Genomic DNA, 13,761 nt, shown 5'->3' with positions numbered 1-13,761 from the left:
GCGTTCCGTCTGCCCCGCGTCTGCGCGGTGTCGGACGGATCGCGTGATTCGCCCGGGGCGGGGCATTCGTGCGGGGGACGGTCGCCGCCCGGTGGGTCAGGCGGCGAAGTCGGTGACGACGGCGACGCCCGGCGGCGTGGGTCCGTCGAAAGCGGCCAGCTCCGCGCCCACGTCCGACAGGCCGACCCTCCGGGCGATCAGGGGCGACAGGTCCACCTGCCCCGCCTCGATCAGCGCGAGCAAGGAGGGATAGCGCCAGGACGGCATCCCCCGCGTGCCGAACAGCGCGAGGTTGCCGGCATAGACCGATGCCATGTCGAGGGGCATGGTGGCGTGCTCGACGGACGGCATGCCGACCTGCACGTGACGGCCAAGCGGACGCAGGCACTTGACCGACGCATCGACCGTCACGGGGATGCCCAGCGCTTCCACGGAAACGTGCGCGCCGCCATCGGTGATGTCCCGGATCCGCGCGGCGGTGTCGTCGCCCGCCAGGACCACGGCATCGACCCCCAGGGACCGCGCGTGGTCCAGCTTCTCGGGCACCACGTCCACGGCGACCACGCGCGCGCCCAGCGCCCGCCCCAGCAGGGCGGCGGACAGGCCGATGCCGCCCGTGCCGTGGACGGCCAGCCATTCGCCCCCCGCCAGGGCGGCCCGGCCCGTCAGCGCGTGCCACGCCGTCGTGACCCGGCAGCCCAGGGCGGCGGCGAGGGCGGGATCGAGATCGTCGGGCAGGCGGGCGAGATTGTGGTCGCGCGGCACCGCGAGGTACTCGGCGAACGCGCCCGGCTGCGTGAAGCCGGGCAGGCGCTGGTCCAGGCAGGTGTTCTGCGCGCCCATCCGGCATTGCGGGCAGGTGCCGCAGGCCAGGATGAACGGCGCGATCAGCCGGTCGCCCACGGCGAAGGTCGCGTCCGGCCCGGCCTCCACCACCTCGCCGCAATATTCGTGGCCGCCGACATGGCCCAGCGCGATGCGCGGATGGTGACCCGTCCAGCCGTGCCAGTCCGACCGGCACACGCCGCAGGCGATGACCCGCAGGATCACGCCATCGGTCGGGCAGTCCGGATGGGGGACGTCCTCGATGGACAGGTCGGCGTGGAACTCGCGGATGACGGCGGCGCGCATGGTGCCCTCCGGGTCGTGGAACGGAACGAGCCGATGGGGCCGATCCCGTGCGCGGCTGTCAACCGGCGGGCATCTCGATCGCGTAGCTTTCGATCACCGTGTTCGCCAGCAGGCGGTCGCACATCGCGCGGACCTCGTCCCGCGAGGTCCCGTCCGCGAGGTCCAGCTCCAGCAGCTTGCCTTGCCGGACGCCCTGCACGCCGTCGAAGCCCATGGTTCCCAGCGCGCGGCGGACGGCCTCCCCCTGGGGGTCGAGGACGCCGTCCTTCAGCATGACCGTGACGCGGACCCGCATGTCAGTTGATCAGCGTGGGCCGGGCCACGGGCCCCGAATTGTGGGGGATCACGCCCAGGCGGCGCGCGACCTCCGTGTAGGCGTCGGACAGCGACCCCAGATCCTGGCGGAACACGTCTTTGTCCAGCTTCTTGCCCGTCTCGATGTCCCACAGGCGGCAGGAATCGGGGCTGATCTCGTCGGCCAGGATCAGGCGCTGGAAGTCTCCGTCCCAGACGCGCCCGACCTCGATCTTGAAGTCCACCAGCTTGATGCCGACGGCCATCATGCAGCCCGACAGGAAATCGTTGACCCGCAGCGCGAGCGCCACGATGTCGTCCAGATCCTGCTGGCTGGCCCAGCCGAAGGCGATGATGTGCTCCTCCGTGACGAGGGGGTCGCCCAGCTTGTCGTCCTTGTAGCAGAACTCGATGATGGGGCGCGGCAGGGCGGTCCCTTCCTCGATCCCCAGGCGCTTGGACAGCGACCCGGCAGCGACGTTGCGGACGACCACCTCCAACGGGATGATCTCGGCCGCGCGGATCAACTGCTCGCGCATGTTGAGGCGGCGCATGAAGTGGGTCGGCACGCCGACCCCGTTCAGGCCCTGCATGAAGAATTCCGACAGGCGGTTGTTCAGGACGCCCTTGCCGTCGATGACGTCCCGCTTCTCCGCGTTGAAGGCGGTGGCGTCGTCCTTGAAGTACTGGACCAGCGTGCCGGGTTCGGGACCTTCATAGAGGATCTTGGCCTTGCCTTCGTAGACCTTCTTCCGTCTCGCCATGTCGGGTGCCCCAGGGTTGGCCGTGCCTGGCCCACATAGGCAAAGGCCCCCTTGTCCGCAAGCGCGCCGACCCGCATATCCCGGACTGGACCAGAGGAGAGGGATACGCCATGGCAGGCAGCTTCGACGACCGCCAGAAGAGCTTCGAAAGCAAGTTCGCGCACGACGCGGAGCTTCAGTTCAAGGTGGAGGCGCGGCGCAACCGGCTGCTGGGCGAATGGGCCGGGGGCATCCTGGGCAAGTCCGGCGACGCGCTGAAGGACTATGCCCGCGAGGTGGTGAAGTCCGACTTCGAGGAGGCGGGCGACGAGGACGTGTTCCGCAAGGTCCACGGCGACCTGGGGGACAAGGTGTCGGAGGCGGACCTGCGCGCGAAGATGACCGCGCTGAAGGGCGACGCGAAGCGTCAGGTCATGGAGGAGGTGGAGGGCTGATCGGGCCCCGCCCGCACCCGACTTTCGAACCGCTCAGGATCTTCTTGAGGCATCGGCGATTGCGCGCGGCCCCGCGCGCGGTCATGGCGAACGTGACGCGCAGCTTGCCGAGGGTTCGATGACCGATCGATTGACCGCCCTGCTCGCGACCCGGGACTGGCTGCTGGCCGACGGGGCGACGGGGACGAACCTGTTCAACGCGGGGCTCGAATCCGGCGATCCGCCGGAATTGTGGAACGCCGACCGTCCGGGCGACGTGCGCGCCCTTTATCGCGGGGCGGTGGAGGCGGGTTCGGACCTGTTCCTGACCAACACGTTCGGATCGAACGCCGCGCGGCTGAAGCTGCACGGCGCGCAGGATCGGGCGCGCGATCTGTCCCGCCTGGGCGCCGCCCTGGGGCGCGAGGTCGCCGATGCCGCCGGGCGCGACGTGGTCGTCGCCGGTTCGATGGGACCGACCGGCGAGATCATGGAGCCGATGGGCCCCCTGACCCATTCGGATGCGGTGGCCATCTTCCACGAACAGGCCGAGGGCCTGAAGGAGGGCGGCGCGGACGTCCTATGGGTCGAGACGATCAGCGCGCCCGAGGAGCTGCGCGCCGCGTCGGAGGCCGCCGCCCTGGCGGGGATGCCCTGGTGCGTGACCATGAGCTTCGACACAGCGGGCCGGACGATGATGGGTACGAACGCGCCGGGGATGGCGCGCATGGTCGGCAAGCTGAACCATCCGCCCGTGGCGTTTGGGGCGAATTGCGGCGTCGGGGCGTCCGACCTGGTCCGCACCTTGCTGGGCTTCGGGACGGTCGACCGGCCGCTGATCGCGAAGGGCAATGCCGGCATCCCGAAATACGTCGACGGCCACATCCATTACGACGGCACGCCGGACCTGATGGCGGATTACGCGTGCCTGGCCCGCGACGCGGGTGCGCGCATCGTCGGGGGATGCTGCGGGACCACGCCCGCGCATCTGCGTGCGATGCGAACGGCGTTGGAGGAGCGTCCGAAGGGGCCACGGCCCACGTTGGACGCGATCGAGGCGGCCCTTGGGGGATTTTCGTCGGACGGGGACGGCGTCGCGGCCAAGCCCGCCCGGGACCGGAGCGGACGCCGCAGGCGCGCGCGCGCCTAGGGCGGCGGCCCGGGTTACGGTCGCGGGCTCGGTTCCCCGGCATCGATCCCCGCGCCGCGCGACCGGATCGTGCCCCAGGAAGCCGGGCACGGCTGCCGTCAGAACAGCGACATCTGCCCCGTCTCGACCTGCGGCACGCGGAACAGGTCGGTCCGCAAGGGCGGCATCCGCAACGCGACGCCCGCCTCGGCGCAGGCGCGCTTGAAGCGGGCCTGCAGCAGGTCGGCGTGCACCCCCCTGCCCCGCATCCGCTGGCCGAACCCCGCATCGTAGAGCTTGCCGTCGTGGAAGGACCGGATGCGGTTCAGGACCTTGCGGGCGCGTTCCGGATAGTGGACGCGAAGCCATTCCTCGAACAGCGGCGCCACCTCGCGCGGGAGGCGGAGGGGGATCATGCTGGCGGCCACCGCACCCGCATCGGACGCGGCGCGGATCACCGCCTCCACCTCGTGGTCGGTCAGGCCGGGGATCACGGGCGACACCATCACGCGCACGTGGACCCCCGCGCGGGCCAGCACCTCGATCGCCCGCAGGCGGCGCGCGGGGGACGGGACGCGCGGTTCCAGCTTGCGCGCCAGGTCCGCGTTCAGCGTCGTGACGCTGAGGCCGACGCGGCACAGATCCGTGCCCAGTTCGGCCAGGACGTCGGCGTCCCGCTCGACCATGGTGCCCTTCGTCGTCACGGCGACCGGGTGGCGGAAGTCGCGCAGGACCTCCAACACGCCGCGGGTGATGCGACGATCGCGTTCGGCCGGCTGGTAGGGGTCGGTATTGGCGCCCAGCGCGATCAGGCGGGGGACGTAGGATCGGCCCGAAAGCTCCCGGCGCAGGGCGTCCGCGGCCCCGGGCTTGGCGGTGATCCGCGTTTCGAAGTCCAGGCCGGGCGACAGGCCCAGCCAGGCGTGGGTGGGCCGGGCATAGCAGTAGACGCACCCATGCTCGCACCCGCGATAGGGGTTGATCGAACGGTCGAAGCCGAGATCCGGCGACGCGTTTGACGAGATCACCCTGCGCACGCCTTCGTCCCGAACCTCCGTCCGCAGGACGGTCGCCTCGGCGGGTGTCCAGCCGTCCGCCACCCGGGACCGGGTGTGACGTTCGTAGCGGCCCGTGGCATTCGTGACCGCCCCCCGGGTGGGGGTCGGCACGATGCGTTCGATATCGTTTATCATGGACATGGCCACGTTAGAACAAAAACGGAACATCAAGGCAAGACGCGATGTAGCCGTTGTGGAAGTCCCGACAAAGGTTAACGGTCGAACCACATTGGCTTGGGAGAATCCGAATGTCGAAGCTGTCAATCCGCGCATTTGGGATCGCCGCGACGCTGTGCGCAACGACGGCATCCGGTGCATCCGTGGACGACTTCACCGGTCTGGTCGTGCTGGGCGATAGCCTGTCCGACCTGGGTCGGGCAAATGCGATATCGAACGGGGCGCTGGCGTCCGACCCGCCCTACTTCGAAGGGCGCTTTTCGGACGGGCCGATCTGGGTCGACTACTTCGCGAGCGACGCGCTCACCGCGTCCGAACCGGGCTTCAGCTTCGCGGTCGGCGGGGCGACGGCCGTCGACAATGGGGACTTCCTGCCCGATCTGGACATCCAGACCGAGGAACTGCTCGGCGACGCAGAAGTCCGCGCCCTGATCGGCGACAACCCCCTGCTCGCGCTCTGGTTCGGCGGCAACGATCTGCGCGCGTTCATCGGAGGGCCGGACGAAGTGATCCTGGCCGAGCGGACGGCGGAGGCGATCGGCGATGCCGGCCTGGTCCTGCTGAACGAAGGGTTCGACGACATCCTGCTGTTCAACCTGCCCGATCTAGGGCGCATCCCCCTCTACGCGCTGGCGAACCCGGACCTCGCGGCGGAGGCGACCCTGGCGACGCAGGCGTTCAACGTCGCCATCGCCGATCAGGCGGACGTCCTGCGCGATGCGGGCGCGACCGTCTTCGAAGTGGATATCGCCGGCATCTTCGACGCGCTGTTGGCCGATCCGCTGGCCTTCGACATCACCCAGCCCTTTCTGCCCTGCGTGATCCAGGATCAGAACCTGGAGGTCGTCGAAGCCTGCCCGGATTCCACCGGCTTCCTGTTCTTCGATGCACTGCATCCCACGACGCAGGTGCACGCCATCATCTCGGACGTGGCGATCGACGCGATCGACGGTCCGACCCCGGTGCCGCTGCCGGCGACGATCGCGCTGCTGATGGCCGGACTGGGCGCCGTGGGGAGCCTGCGTGTCGTTGGCAGACGGGCCTAGGTCGCAATCCGCTGCGACCCGCCGGCGGTTTGGCGGCAAGGCGGGCGGCACACGAGGCACGGAAGGACCGGCATCATGGCGGAAGACGGCGACGACATCGTCCTGAGCGAGCTGTCCGACGACGACCTCGTGCAGCAGATGTTCGACGATCTCTACGACGGCCTGAGGGAGGAGATCGAGGAGGGCGTGAACATCCTGCTGGAACGCGGATGGACCCCCTACGACATCCTGACGAAGGCCCTGGTCGGCGGCATGACCATCGTGGGCCACGACTTCCGCGACGGGATCCTGTTCGTGCCGGAGGTGCTGCTGGCCGCCAACGCGATGAAGGGCGGCATGGCCATCCTGAAGCCGCTGCTGGTCGAGACGGGCGCGCCGCAGGTCGGCAAGATGGTGATCGGCACCGTGAAGGGCGACATCCACGACATCGGCAAGAACCTGGTGTCGATGATGATGGAAGGTGCCGGCTTCGAGGTCATCGACCTGGGCATCAACAACGACGTGGACAAGTACATGGCCGCGCTGGACGCGGAGAAGCCGGACATCCTGGGCATGTCCGCGCTGCTGACGACCACGATGCCGTACATGAAGACCGTGATCGACACGATGGTCGAACGCCGGATCCGCGACGACTACATCGTCCTGGTGGGCGGCGCGCCCCTGAACGAGGAGTTCGGGCGCGCCATCGGGGCGGACGCCTATTGCCGGGACGCAGCCGTCGCGGTGGAGACGGCGAAGGAGTTCGTGGCCCGCCGCCACAACATGCGCGCCTGACGCCCTGGGCCGTACGGCCCGCGGCGCTAGCTTCCCGTCGAGCAACAGACGGGAGGAAACCCATGCGAACCCACATCCTGGCGACGGCCGTGATCCTGGCGGCGGGGTCCGCCGCGGCGGACGGCCATGTCGGCGCCCGCGTCACCGGCGACATCCAGAACCGCGCGGGCGAGAACATCGGCTCCGTCTCGGTCTTCGAGACGGCGTCGGGCGTCACGCGCATCATCGTGCAGGCCATCGACATCCCGCCCGGCACCCATGGCGTCCACCTGCACGAGGTGGGCGAATGCGTGGGCGACTTCTCCTCCGCCGGGGACCACATCGGGGACGGCATGAACCACGGGCTGGTGGAGGGCGGGCCCCATCCCGGCGACCTGCCCAACGCCTATGTCGGCGAGGACGGGGAACTGGCGATGGAGGCGCTGAACGAACGCATCTCCGTCGAGGATCACCTGCGCGACGCCGACGGGGCCGCGTTGATCGTCCATTCGGAGGCCGACGACTTCGTCAGCCAGCCCGGCGGAGCCGCGGGCGACCGGATCGCTTGCGCGGTGCTGAACTTGATGGACGAATGAGGCAAGCGCGATCGTCCCGGCGACTCGGGCGGCGCGGATCGTGACGGGCGCAGGTCGGCCACACATGCGGCTGACCTCGCGGCCCGCCTCGATCCCCTGACATGCAAATGCGGGTGCCGGTGACGGGTCCTCGATTCCGCTTGCCCGGTAATCCTTCGGATCATTAACCATTTCTTTATACGAAACTCCGCTCGGATCGGACCGCACGAATGAAACTCAATATCCTGTCAGCCATCCTGATTGCGGCATTTTCGGTCTCGGTACCCGCTGCGTCGGCCGCGACGGTCGTGATCGTTTCGCCCGACCAACCCCAATCGCTCGATCTCATCGGCCGGAAGATGGATATCAGGCTGGCCCGCGACAGCTACAACGACACGGATAACGTCACCGGTTTCGCCTATCACGATGGCTATTTCGCCCTTTCGATCGAGGGCATCGTATCGGTGAACGTGGGCCGGTCCCTGGACCGCTTCGAACCAGATCTCGACGATGCGTACTTCTTCGGCAGCGCCGGCGTAGCGTACGAGCGTGGCACCGGGTACATATACGGTTCCTATGCATCCATGACAGGATCGGTCCACGAAGGGTTCACCGACGAATTCACCTCGGTGTTCGGCGAGGACGGCGAAATAGAGGTGTCGCATCAAATCTGGAATCCCGCCGGCCGGAATTTCTCTTATTACGACGCCGTCTCGTTCTCCGATCTCGTCTCGGCGATGGAGGATCCCCGGACACGTCTGACGTTCACCTTCAGCGGTAACGGGCTTACCGAACAGTACAGTCTTTTCCGCAACGACCAGGGATCGCTTCTTCTGGCGTCGATGCCCCTGCCCGCGGGAGCATGGCTCCTGATCGCGGGCATGGGCGCCCTCGGTTTCGCCACCCGCTATCGGAGGGTCTGAAGGGCCACGCCCTCCCGCCCCGCGAGGTCCACGAAGAACTGCCAGGCGACGCGGCCCGAACGGGAGCCCCGCGTCGCCTGCCATTCCACCGCCTCCGCGCGCAGGCGTTCGGCGGGCACGTCCACGCCCCAGGCCGCGCAATAGCCCCGTATCATCGCCAGGAACGCGTCCTGGTCGCAGGCGTGGAAGCCCAGCCACAGGCCGAAGCGGTCCGACAGGCTGACCTTCTCCTCCACCGCCTCGGACGGGGTGATCGCGGTGGAGCGTTCGTTCTCGATCATGTCGCGCGCCATCAGGTGACGGCGGTTCGACGTGGCATAGAACAGGACGTTCCCGGGCCGCCCCGCCACCCCACCGTCCAGGACGGCCTTCAGCGACTTGTACGCGGCGTCTCCCTGCTCGAACGACAGGTCGTCGCAATACAGCACGAACCGCTCCGGCCGCCCGGACAGGACCGCAAGCAGGCGGGGGATGCTGGCCAGATCCTCGCGCGGGATCTCGACCAGCTTCAGCCCCGTCCCCTCCAGCCGGCCATGCACCGCCTTCACGAGGCTCGACTTCCCCATCCCCCGCGCGCCCCACAGGAGCGCGTTGTTGGCGGGCAGCCCTTCGGCGAACCGACGGGTGTTCGCCAGCAAGGTGTCCCGCTGCCGGTCGATGCCGACCAGCAGGTCCAGGTCGATCCGGCTGGGATGCGGCACCGGCCGCAGCGCGTCGGGATCGGCGGTCCACAGGAAGACGGGGGCCGACCAGTCGTCCGGCAGCACCGTCCGCGCGGGCGCCAGCCGGTCCAGCGCATCCGCGATGCGGACCAGGGGGTCGTCCGTCATTCGTCGTCGCCGTCCAGCAGTCCTTCGGCCCGCAGGCGTGCGTCGCGCTTGCGCTCCACGATCCGCACCAACTGGATCGACACCTCGTAGAGGCCATAGACGACGACGAACAGGATGATCTGCGTGATGACGTCGGGCGGCGTGACCAGCGCGGCCAGCAGCAGGATGCCCACGACGGCGTACTTGCGCACATGACCCAGCCCGTCGGCGCTGACCAGGCCCGCCTTGCCCATCAGGGTCAGCAGGACGGGCAACTGGAAGCACAGGCCGAACGCCACGATCATCTTCAGTGTGATGTCCAGGGACTCGTTCACCTTGCCGTCGAACACGATGTCGATTCCGCCATCGTCCGCCGGCGCCACGGGCTCGGTGATGACCACGCCTTCGGGCACCTCCGTCGGGATGACGCCGACGATGACCTCGCGCACGTCGGCGAAGCCCAGGAAGAACTGCATCGCCAGCGGCACCACGACGTAATGCGCGAAGGCGGCGCCCAACAGGAACAGCAGCGGCGAGGCCAGCAGGAACGGCAGGAAGGCCGACTGCTCGGTCCTGTAGAGGCCGGGCGCCACGAACCGCCACAACTGGTGCGCGATCACAGGGAACGACACCATCAGCCCCGCCACGACCGACACGCGGATCTGCGTGAAGAAGTATTCCTGCGGCGCGGTGTACTGCATGCTGGGGTTCGGGTCGCCCAGGGACCGCATCGTGTCCTCGATCGGACCCAGGAGGAAGGCCAGCAGGTCCTGCGCGAAGGCGAAGCAGATCACCATGCCCACGAGGAACGCCGCCACGGCGCGGATCAGGCGGGTCCGCAACTCGGCCAGATGCTCGATCAGAGGCGCGGCGCTCGCGTCGATATGCGCGTCGCGATCGTCCACGGCGCTCATGCCGATCGGTCCGCCGGTTCGGGCGCCGCGGGGTCCGGCACGGGCGCGTCCGCTGCGGGCTTGGCCGTTTCGGCGGCGGCCTTGCGCGCCGCGGCGCGATCGGCGTCACCGGTCCGGGGCGGCGCCGGCGCGTCCTCGTCCGGGCGCCATGCGGTCAGGTCCTTCGTCGCGTCCTTCAGGGTGTCGATGCCGTACCGCTTGGGGTTCGACAGCTTGCGCAGGTCGCCCGCGACGTCGTCCACGCCGCTGTCGCGGGCGGCGTCGTTCATCGCGTTCTGGAACTCGCGCGCCATCCGGCGGGCCTTGCCCGTCACCTCGCCGATCTTGCGAAACATGATCGGCAGGTCCTTGGGGCCGACGACGATCAGCGCGACCACGCCGATGACCAGCATCTCCGCCAGTCCCAGGTCGAAGACCATGGGCTGCGTCACGGCCCCGCTCCCCGGCCCGGCCCCGGCCTCAGACCTTCTTGTCCTCGGCCTCGGGCGTCACGTCGCGCGTGGCGGCCGTGTCCACGGGACCGTCCGCGGCGATGGCCGCGTCGTCGTTCTCCGAGCCGTCCTTGACGCCCTTCTTGAACGCGGTGATCCCCTTGCCGACCTCGCCCATCAGGGACGAGATCTTGCCCCGCCCGAACAGGACCAGCACGACGACGGCGATCAGCAGAAGGCCAGGCAGGCCGATGTTGTTCAGCATTGTTCGACTCCCTCCGGCGCCACGATGGGCGCGTATCCCGTCGGGAACCTAATCGCATCCGATCCCGGTTGAAAGACGGGGGCGGCGATTTGTGCGCCCCCGCGCGCCATCAGCGCAGGAACGGCGTCGGGTCGATCGGGTCCAGGCCGCGCCGCAGCTCGAAGTGCAGGAAGGGCGGCTCGCCCGGTCCCACGGACGCGATGCGCTGGCCCGCGCGCACGCTGTCGCCCTTGGACACCACGATCTGGTCGATGTTGGCGTAGACGGTCAGCAAGCCCCCGTCGTGACGCAAAACCAGGATCGGGACCTGGTCGGTGTCGCGCGTGATCGCGGCCACCGTGCCGTCCGCCGCCGCCGACACCGCGGCGCCCGCACCCGCGGCATAGTCCAGCCCCTCGTTCGACGCGGAATAGCCCCGGCGGATGCTGCCCGACACCGGCGCGCGCAGGCGGATGCCGCCCGACGCGGCCTCCGACCGAGCTGGCGCGGCGGGGGCCGCCTCCGGGGGCGGCGGCGGCGCGGCATCCGTGCGGAACTGGTCGAGGTTGGGGCTGGGGGGCAGCGCCTCGGCCTGGATCGTCTCCGGCAGGGCGGACGACGCCGATGGCGGGACCGGCGTGGCGGTGCCGCGCCCCGGCTCGACGGACGCGTCCACGACCCCCGCCGTCGTGCCGGGCAGCACCAGCGGGATCAAAAGGAACTGCCCTTCCCGCACGGCCAGATCCGCGCCCAGCCCGTTCCAGTCGGCCAGCGCACGCGGCGTGACGCCGTAGAGCCGCGCGATCGAGAACGCGGTCTCGCCGCGCGCGACGCGGTGGCGCACGGGCTCCGGCCCGCTGGCGGTCGCGGTGCCGGGGGCCGCGCCCGATGCGCGGTCGATGGCCGCGCCCGCGATGCTGGCGATGTCGCGTCCGCCGCCGGCCGCGCCCGCGCGGCTCTGCAGGGCCAGCACGGCGCCCGCGTTCAGCCCCGCATCCGCGGCCAGGCCGTTGAACCGCGCCAGCTGCGCCGCGTCGACGCCGATGCGCCCCGCCACGTCCGCGACCGTGTCGCCCCGCCGCGCGACGGCGACTTGATAGTTCGGATAGGTGATCAGACCCCGGGCGTCCGGCGTGGGGCGGTCCGCCGTGGCGCCCAGCGCCGCGTCGGTCGTGTCCAGCCCGCCCGGCAGACCTTCGCGCAGATCCACGTCCAACCCGTCCGCGCAGGCCGCCAACAGCAGCGCCCCGCATCCCAGCACCGCGACCCGACCGGCCCGGCGATACGTTCGTTCGGTCATCACGACCCCCCTGCGACGCGCCCCCGGCCGTTCCGGCCATGGCGGACGTCTATTCCTGCTCGATGCCTTCGATCAACGGGACGAAGCGCACCGGCATCAGCTCCTCGTAGTCGAAGCCGTCCCCGTCCCGCGTGACCTTGATCAGCGTCTGAATGTGGTCCGACACGCCGACCGGCACGACCATGCTACCCCCGTCGCGAAGCTGGCTCAACAGCGGGCCGGGCGGGTCCTCCGCCGCGGCCGTCACCAGGATGCGGTCGAACGGCCCCTGGTCGGGCAGGCCGAAGCTGCCGTCGCCCGAGATCACCGTGACGTTGGTCAGGCCCAGCGCCGCGTGGTTGGCGCGCGCCATGCGGACCAGCGACCGGTGACGCTCCACCGAATAGACACGTCGCGCCAGTTGCGACAGGATCGCGGACTGGTAGCCCGTCCCCGACCCGACCTCCAGCACGACATGGCGCGGCCCCACCCGCGCGGCCTGCGTCATCAGGCCCACGACCGACGGCTGGCTGATCGTCTGGCCCGCCGCGATGGGCAGCGCGGTGTCGTCGAAGGCCGCGTCCGCGAACGTGTCGGACACGAAGATCGAACGGTCGATCCGCTCGAACGCGCCCAGGACGCGGGCGTCGGTGACGCCCGCCGACCGCAGCGCGACCAGGAGGCGCATGGTCTGCTCGGGCGTCACGCCGAGATCCCCATCGAAGCGGCCCTCGCCCCCATCGGCACGGCCCCCGCCCCAATCGGCACGGCCCCCGCTTCCATCTCAGGCGTCCAGCACGCCCGACAGCCCGTCCAGGGCCGCGCGGTCCGTCAGGTCGCATCGCATGGGCGTCACGCTGATCCAGCCGTCCACGTTGGCCGCCACGTCCGTGCCGGGCGCCGTGGGCTCGCCCTGCGCCGAACCGCCGACCCAAAGGTACTCGCGCCCCGACGGCGACGTCTGCGCGGTCACCCCCATGCGCCCGTGCCCGCGATAGCCCTGCGCCACGGCGGCCAGGCCGCGCGTCTTGTCGGCGGACAGGGGCGGGAAGTTGACGTTGTAGAACAACTGGTACGTGTCGCCGCCCCAGGGCGCGTCCGCCAGCAACCTGCGGACCGCATCGCCGCCATGGGCGCGCGCCGATTCGAAGGGGTCGTCCAGGGACACGTTGCCGGGCCCGTAGAACTGCGACAGCGCGATGGCTGGCACGCCCTGCAACGCGGCCTCCATCGCCGCGCCGATCGTGCCCGAATAAACGGTGTTCTCGCCGGAATTGTTGCCGCGGTTCACGCCCGACAGGACCAGGTCCACGGGTCCGTCGACGACGTGGCCCAACCCCGCCAGGACGCAATCGGCGGGCGACCCTTCCACCGCGATGCGCCGCTCCCCGATCGACGAGATCAGGGTCGGGCGGACGTAGTTGATGCAATGGCCTACGCCCGACTGCTCGAAGGCGGGGGCGACGGTCCAGACCTCCCCGTCGGGGCCGGCGATGTCGCCCGCGATTTCGGTCAGGACGGCCAGCCCGGGTGCGCCGATGCCGTCGTCGTTCGTGATGAGGATGCGCATGACCGCGCCCTAGACCGCGCGCGCGGGCGCGTCCAGACGGGGGTGGCGACGCGGGGGGGGATTCGATGACGATGCCGGCGATGGACGTGGATGCGCTGCGCGCCTTCTTGCGACGCGACTTCGATCAGATCGGGCCGGAATTCGCGATCGACGCGGTCACCGACGATGGCGTCCGCGTGCGGCTGATGCCGGACGACCGCCACCTGCGCCCGGGCGGCACCGTGTCGGGGCCGGCGATGTTCGCCCTGGCC

Annotated in this window: 17 protein-coding genes and 1 pseudogene; 7 read left to right on the top strand and 11 right to left on the bottom strand. The window is 69.9% G+C overall.

Annotated elements, in window-relative coordinates; translation table 11 throughout:
* Positions 1 to 96: 96 nt before the first annotated feature.
* From P0084_RS13065 to purC, 3 genes are read right to left on the bottom strand one after another with little or no spacing between them, the layout of a single operon-like run.
* On the bottom strand, positions 97 to 1,131 hold the full coding sequence (locus P0084_RS13065; protein ID WP_308917304.1) for a zinc-dependent alcohol dehydrogenase family protein: 1,035 nt from the start codon (positions 1,129 to 1,131) through the stop codon (positions 97 to 99).
* Between the two features lie 58 nt (positions 1,132 to 1,189).
* On the bottom strand, positions 1,190 to 1,426 hold the full coding sequence (purS, locus tag P0084_RS13060; protein ID WP_308917303.1) for a phosphoribosylformylglycinamidine synthase subunit PurS: 237 nt from the start codon (positions 1,424 to 1,426) through the stop codon (positions 1,190 to 1,192).
* Between the two features lies 1 nt (position 1,427).
* Positions 1,428 to 2,189, bottom strand: a complete 762-nt coding sequence (gene purC / locus P0084_RS13055) for a phosphoribosylaminoimidazolesuccinocarboxamide synthase (protein WP_308917302.1) — start codon at positions 2,187 to 2,189, stop codon at positions 1,428 to 1,430.
* A 110-nt stretch (positions 2,190 to 2,299) separates the two neighbouring features.
* Between purC and P0084_RS13050 the strand changes: the two genes are divergently transcribed.
* Entirely contained in the window at positions 2,300 to 2,623 is a 324-nt protein-coding gene (locus tag P0084_RS13050; RefSeq protein WP_308917301.1) for a DUF1476 domain-containing protein, read from the top strand.
* A 118-nt stretch (positions 2,624 to 2,741) separates the two neighbouring features.
* Positions 2,742 to 3,752, top strand: coding sequence for a betaine--homocysteine S-methyltransferase (gene bmt / locus P0084_RS13045; RefSeq protein ID WP_308917300.1), 1,011 nt, complete (start codon positions 2,742 to 2,744; stop codon positions 3,750 to 3,752).
* Positions 3,753 to 3,850: 98 nt separating this feature from the next.
* On the opposite strand, the gene P0084_RS13040 is transcribed toward bmt, so the two are convergent.
* Complete coding sequence (locus P0084_RS13040) at positions 3,851 to 4,924, bottom strand: PA0069 family radical SAM protein (RefSeq protein ID WP_308917299.1); 1,074 nt, start codon at positions 4,922 to 4,924, stop codon at positions 3,851 to 3,853.
* A gap of 113 nt (positions 4,925 to 5,037) precedes the next feature.
* Between P0084_RS13040 and P0084_RS13035 the strand changes: the two genes are divergently transcribed.
* The 4 genes from P0084_RS13035 (at position 5,038) to P0084_RS13020 (ending at position 8,263) form a co-directional block, all read left to right on the top strand.
* Entirely contained in the window at positions 5,038 to 6,012 is a 975-nt protein-coding gene (locus P0084_RS13035) for an SGNH/GDSL hydrolase family protein (protein WP_308917298.1), read from the top strand.
* 75 nt (positions 6,013 to 6,087) lie between these two features.
* Positions 6,088 to 6,786 (top strand): corrinoid protein, encoded by a 699-nt coding sequence (locus P0084_RS13030; protein ID WP_308917297.1) that lies wholly within the window; start codon positions 6,088 to 6,090, stop codon positions 6,784 to 6,786.
* A gap of 62 nt (positions 6,787 to 6,848) precedes the next feature.
* Positions 6,849 to 7,361 (top strand): superoxide dismutase family protein, encoded by a 513-nt coding sequence (locus P0084_RS13025; protein ID WP_308917296.1) that lies wholly within the window; start codon positions 6,849 to 6,851, stop codon positions 7,359 to 7,361.
* 209 nt (positions 7,362 to 7,570) lie between these two features.
* The gene (locus P0084_RS13020; protein WP_308917295.1) at positions 7,571 to 8,263 is read left to right on the top strand and encodes a VPLPA-CTERM sorting domain-containing protein; all 693 of its coding nucleotides are present in this window, start codon (positions 7,571 to 7,573) and stop codon (positions 8,261 to 8,263) included.
* Here the strand turns inward: P0084_RS13020 and P0084_RS13015 are convergent.
* The 7 genes from P0084_RS13015 to surE all read right to left on the bottom strand — a co-directional run bounded on the left by P0084_RS13015 (position 8,248) and on the right by surE (position 13,510).
* Positions 8,248 to 9,093, bottom strand: coding sequence for an ATP-binding protein (locus P0084_RS13015; protein ID WP_308917294.1), 846 nt, complete (start codon positions 9,091 to 9,093; stop codon positions 8,248 to 8,250). The two genes, P0084_RS13020 and P0084_RS13015, sit on opposite strands and share 16 nt — an antisense overlap.
* Positions 9,090 to 9,986: a twin-arginine translocase subunit TatC gene (gene tatC, locus P0084_RS13010; RefSeq protein ID WP_308917293.1), complete on the bottom strand. Its 897-nt coding sequence runs from the start codon at positions 9,984 to 9,986 to the stop codon at positions 9,090 to 9,092. The genes P0084_RS13015 and tatC overlap by 4 nt, the downstream gene beginning before the upstream one ends.
* Positions 9,983 to 10,417 carry a Sec-independent protein translocase protein TatB gene (gene tatB / locus P0084_RS13005; protein WP_308917292.1) on the bottom strand — a complete coding sequence of 145 codons (435 nt, stop codon included), beginning with the start codon at positions 10,415 to 10,417 and terminating at the stop codon, positions 9,983 to 9,985. Before tatB ends, tatC begins: the two co-directional genes overlap by 4 nt.
* Before the next feature lie 28 nt (positions 10,418 to 10,445).
* Positions 10,446 to 10,682, bottom strand: coding sequence for a twin-arginine translocase TatA/TatE family subunit (locus P0084_RS13000; protein ID WP_308917291.1), 237 nt, complete (start codon positions 10,680 to 10,682; stop codon positions 10,446 to 10,448).
* 109 nt (positions 10,683 to 10,791) lie between these two features.
* Positions 10,792 to 11,961, bottom strand: a complete 1,170-nt coding sequence (locus P0084_RS12995) for a peptidoglycan DD-metalloendopeptidase family protein (protein ID WP_308917290.1) — start codon at positions 11,959 to 11,961, stop codon at positions 10,792 to 10,794.
* A gap of 49 nt (positions 11,962 to 12,010) precedes the next feature.
* On the bottom strand, positions 12,011 to 12,628 hold the full coding sequence (locus P0084_RS12990) for a protein-L-isoaspartate(D-aspartate) O-methyltransferase (RefSeq protein WP_308917387.1): 618 nt from the start codon (positions 12,626 to 12,628) through the stop codon (positions 12,011 to 12,013).
* A gap of 96 nt (positions 12,629 to 12,724) precedes the next feature.
* Complete coding sequence (gene surE / locus P0084_RS12985) at positions 12,725 to 13,510, bottom strand: 5'/3'-nucleotidase SurE (RefSeq protein ID WP_308917289.1); 786 nt, start codon at positions 13,508 to 13,510, stop codon at positions 12,725 to 12,727.
* 65 nt (positions 13,511 to 13,575) lie between these two features.
* Between surE and P0084_RS12980 the strand changes: the two are divergent.
* Positions 13,576 to 13,761: pseudogene (locus P0084_RS12980) on the top strand (thioesterase); the annotation flags it as partial.

Source organism: Jannaschia maritima, assembly GCF_030973515.1.
GTDB classification, from domain to species: Bacteria; Pseudomonadota; Alphaproteobacteria; order Rhodobacterales; family Rhodobacteraceae; genus Jannaschia; species Jannaschia maritima.
Note: the sequence above shows the minus strand (reverse complement) of the source record. Positions and strands in the feature narration are given on the sequence as shown.

Excerpts from the sequence above, each read along its gene's own strand:
- P0084_RS13065 (WP_308917304.1), bottom strand. The coding sequence starts at position 1,131 with ATGCGCGCCGCCGTCATCCGCGAGTTCCACGCCGACCTGTCCATCGAG.
- purS (WP_308917303.1), bottom strand. The coding sequence starts at position 1,426 with ATGCGGGTCCGCGTCACGGTCATGCTGAAGGACGGCGTCCTCGACCCC.
- purC (WP_308917302.1), bottom strand. The coding sequence starts at position 2,189 with ATGGCGAGACGGAAGAAGGTCTACGAAGGCAAGGCCAAGATCCTCTAT.
- P0084_RS13050 (WP_308917301.1), top strand. The coding sequence starts at position 2,300 with ATGGCAGGCAGCTTCGACGACCGCCAGAAGAGCTTCGAAAGCAAGTTC.
- bmt (WP_308917300.1), top strand. The coding sequence starts at position 2,742 with ATGACCGATCGATTGACCGCCCTGCTCGCGACCCGGGACTGGCTGCTG.
- P0084_RS13040 (WP_308917299.1), bottom strand. The coding sequence starts at position 4,924 with ATGATAAACGATATCGAACGCATCGTGCCGACCCCCACCCGGGGGGCG.
- P0084_RS13035 (WP_308917298.1), top strand. The coding sequence starts at position 5,038 with ATGTCGAAGCTGTCAATCCGCGCATTTGGGATCGCCGCGACGCTGTGC.
- P0084_RS13030 (WP_308917297.1), top strand. The coding sequence starts at position 6,088 with ATGGCGGAAGACGGCGACGACATCGTCCTGAGCGAGCTGTCCGACGAC.
- P0084_RS13025 (WP_308917296.1), top strand. The coding sequence starts at position 6,849 with ATGCGAACCCACATCCTGGCGACGGCCGTGATCCTGGCGGCGGGGTCC.
- P0084_RS13020 (WP_308917295.1), top strand. The coding sequence starts at position 7,571 with ATGAAACTCAATATCCTGTCAGCCATCCTGATTGCGGCATTTTCGGTC.
- P0084_RS13015 (WP_308917294.1), bottom strand. The coding sequence starts at position 9,093 with ATGACGGACGACCCCCTGGTCCGCATCGCGGATGCGCTGGACCGGCTG.
- tatC (WP_308917293.1), bottom strand. The coding sequence starts at position 9,986 with ATGAGCGCCGTGGACGATCGCGACGCGCATATCGACGCGAGCGCCGCG.
- P0084_RS13000 (WP_308917291.1), bottom strand. The coding sequence starts at position 10,682 with ATGCTGAACAACATCGGCCTGCCTGGCCTTCTGCTGATCGCCGTCGTC.
- P0084_RS12995 (WP_308917290.1), bottom strand. The coding sequence starts at position 11,961 with ATGACCGAACGAACGTATCGCCGGGCCGGTCGGGTCGCGGTGCTGGGA.
- P0084_RS12990 (WP_308917387.1), bottom strand. The coding sequence starts at position 12,628 with ATGCGCCTCCTGGTCGCGCTGCGGTCGGCGGGCGTCACCGACGCCCGC.
- surE (WP_308917289.1), bottom strand. The coding sequence starts at position 13,510 with ATGCGCATCCTCATCACGAACGACGACGGCATCGGCGCACCCGGGCTG.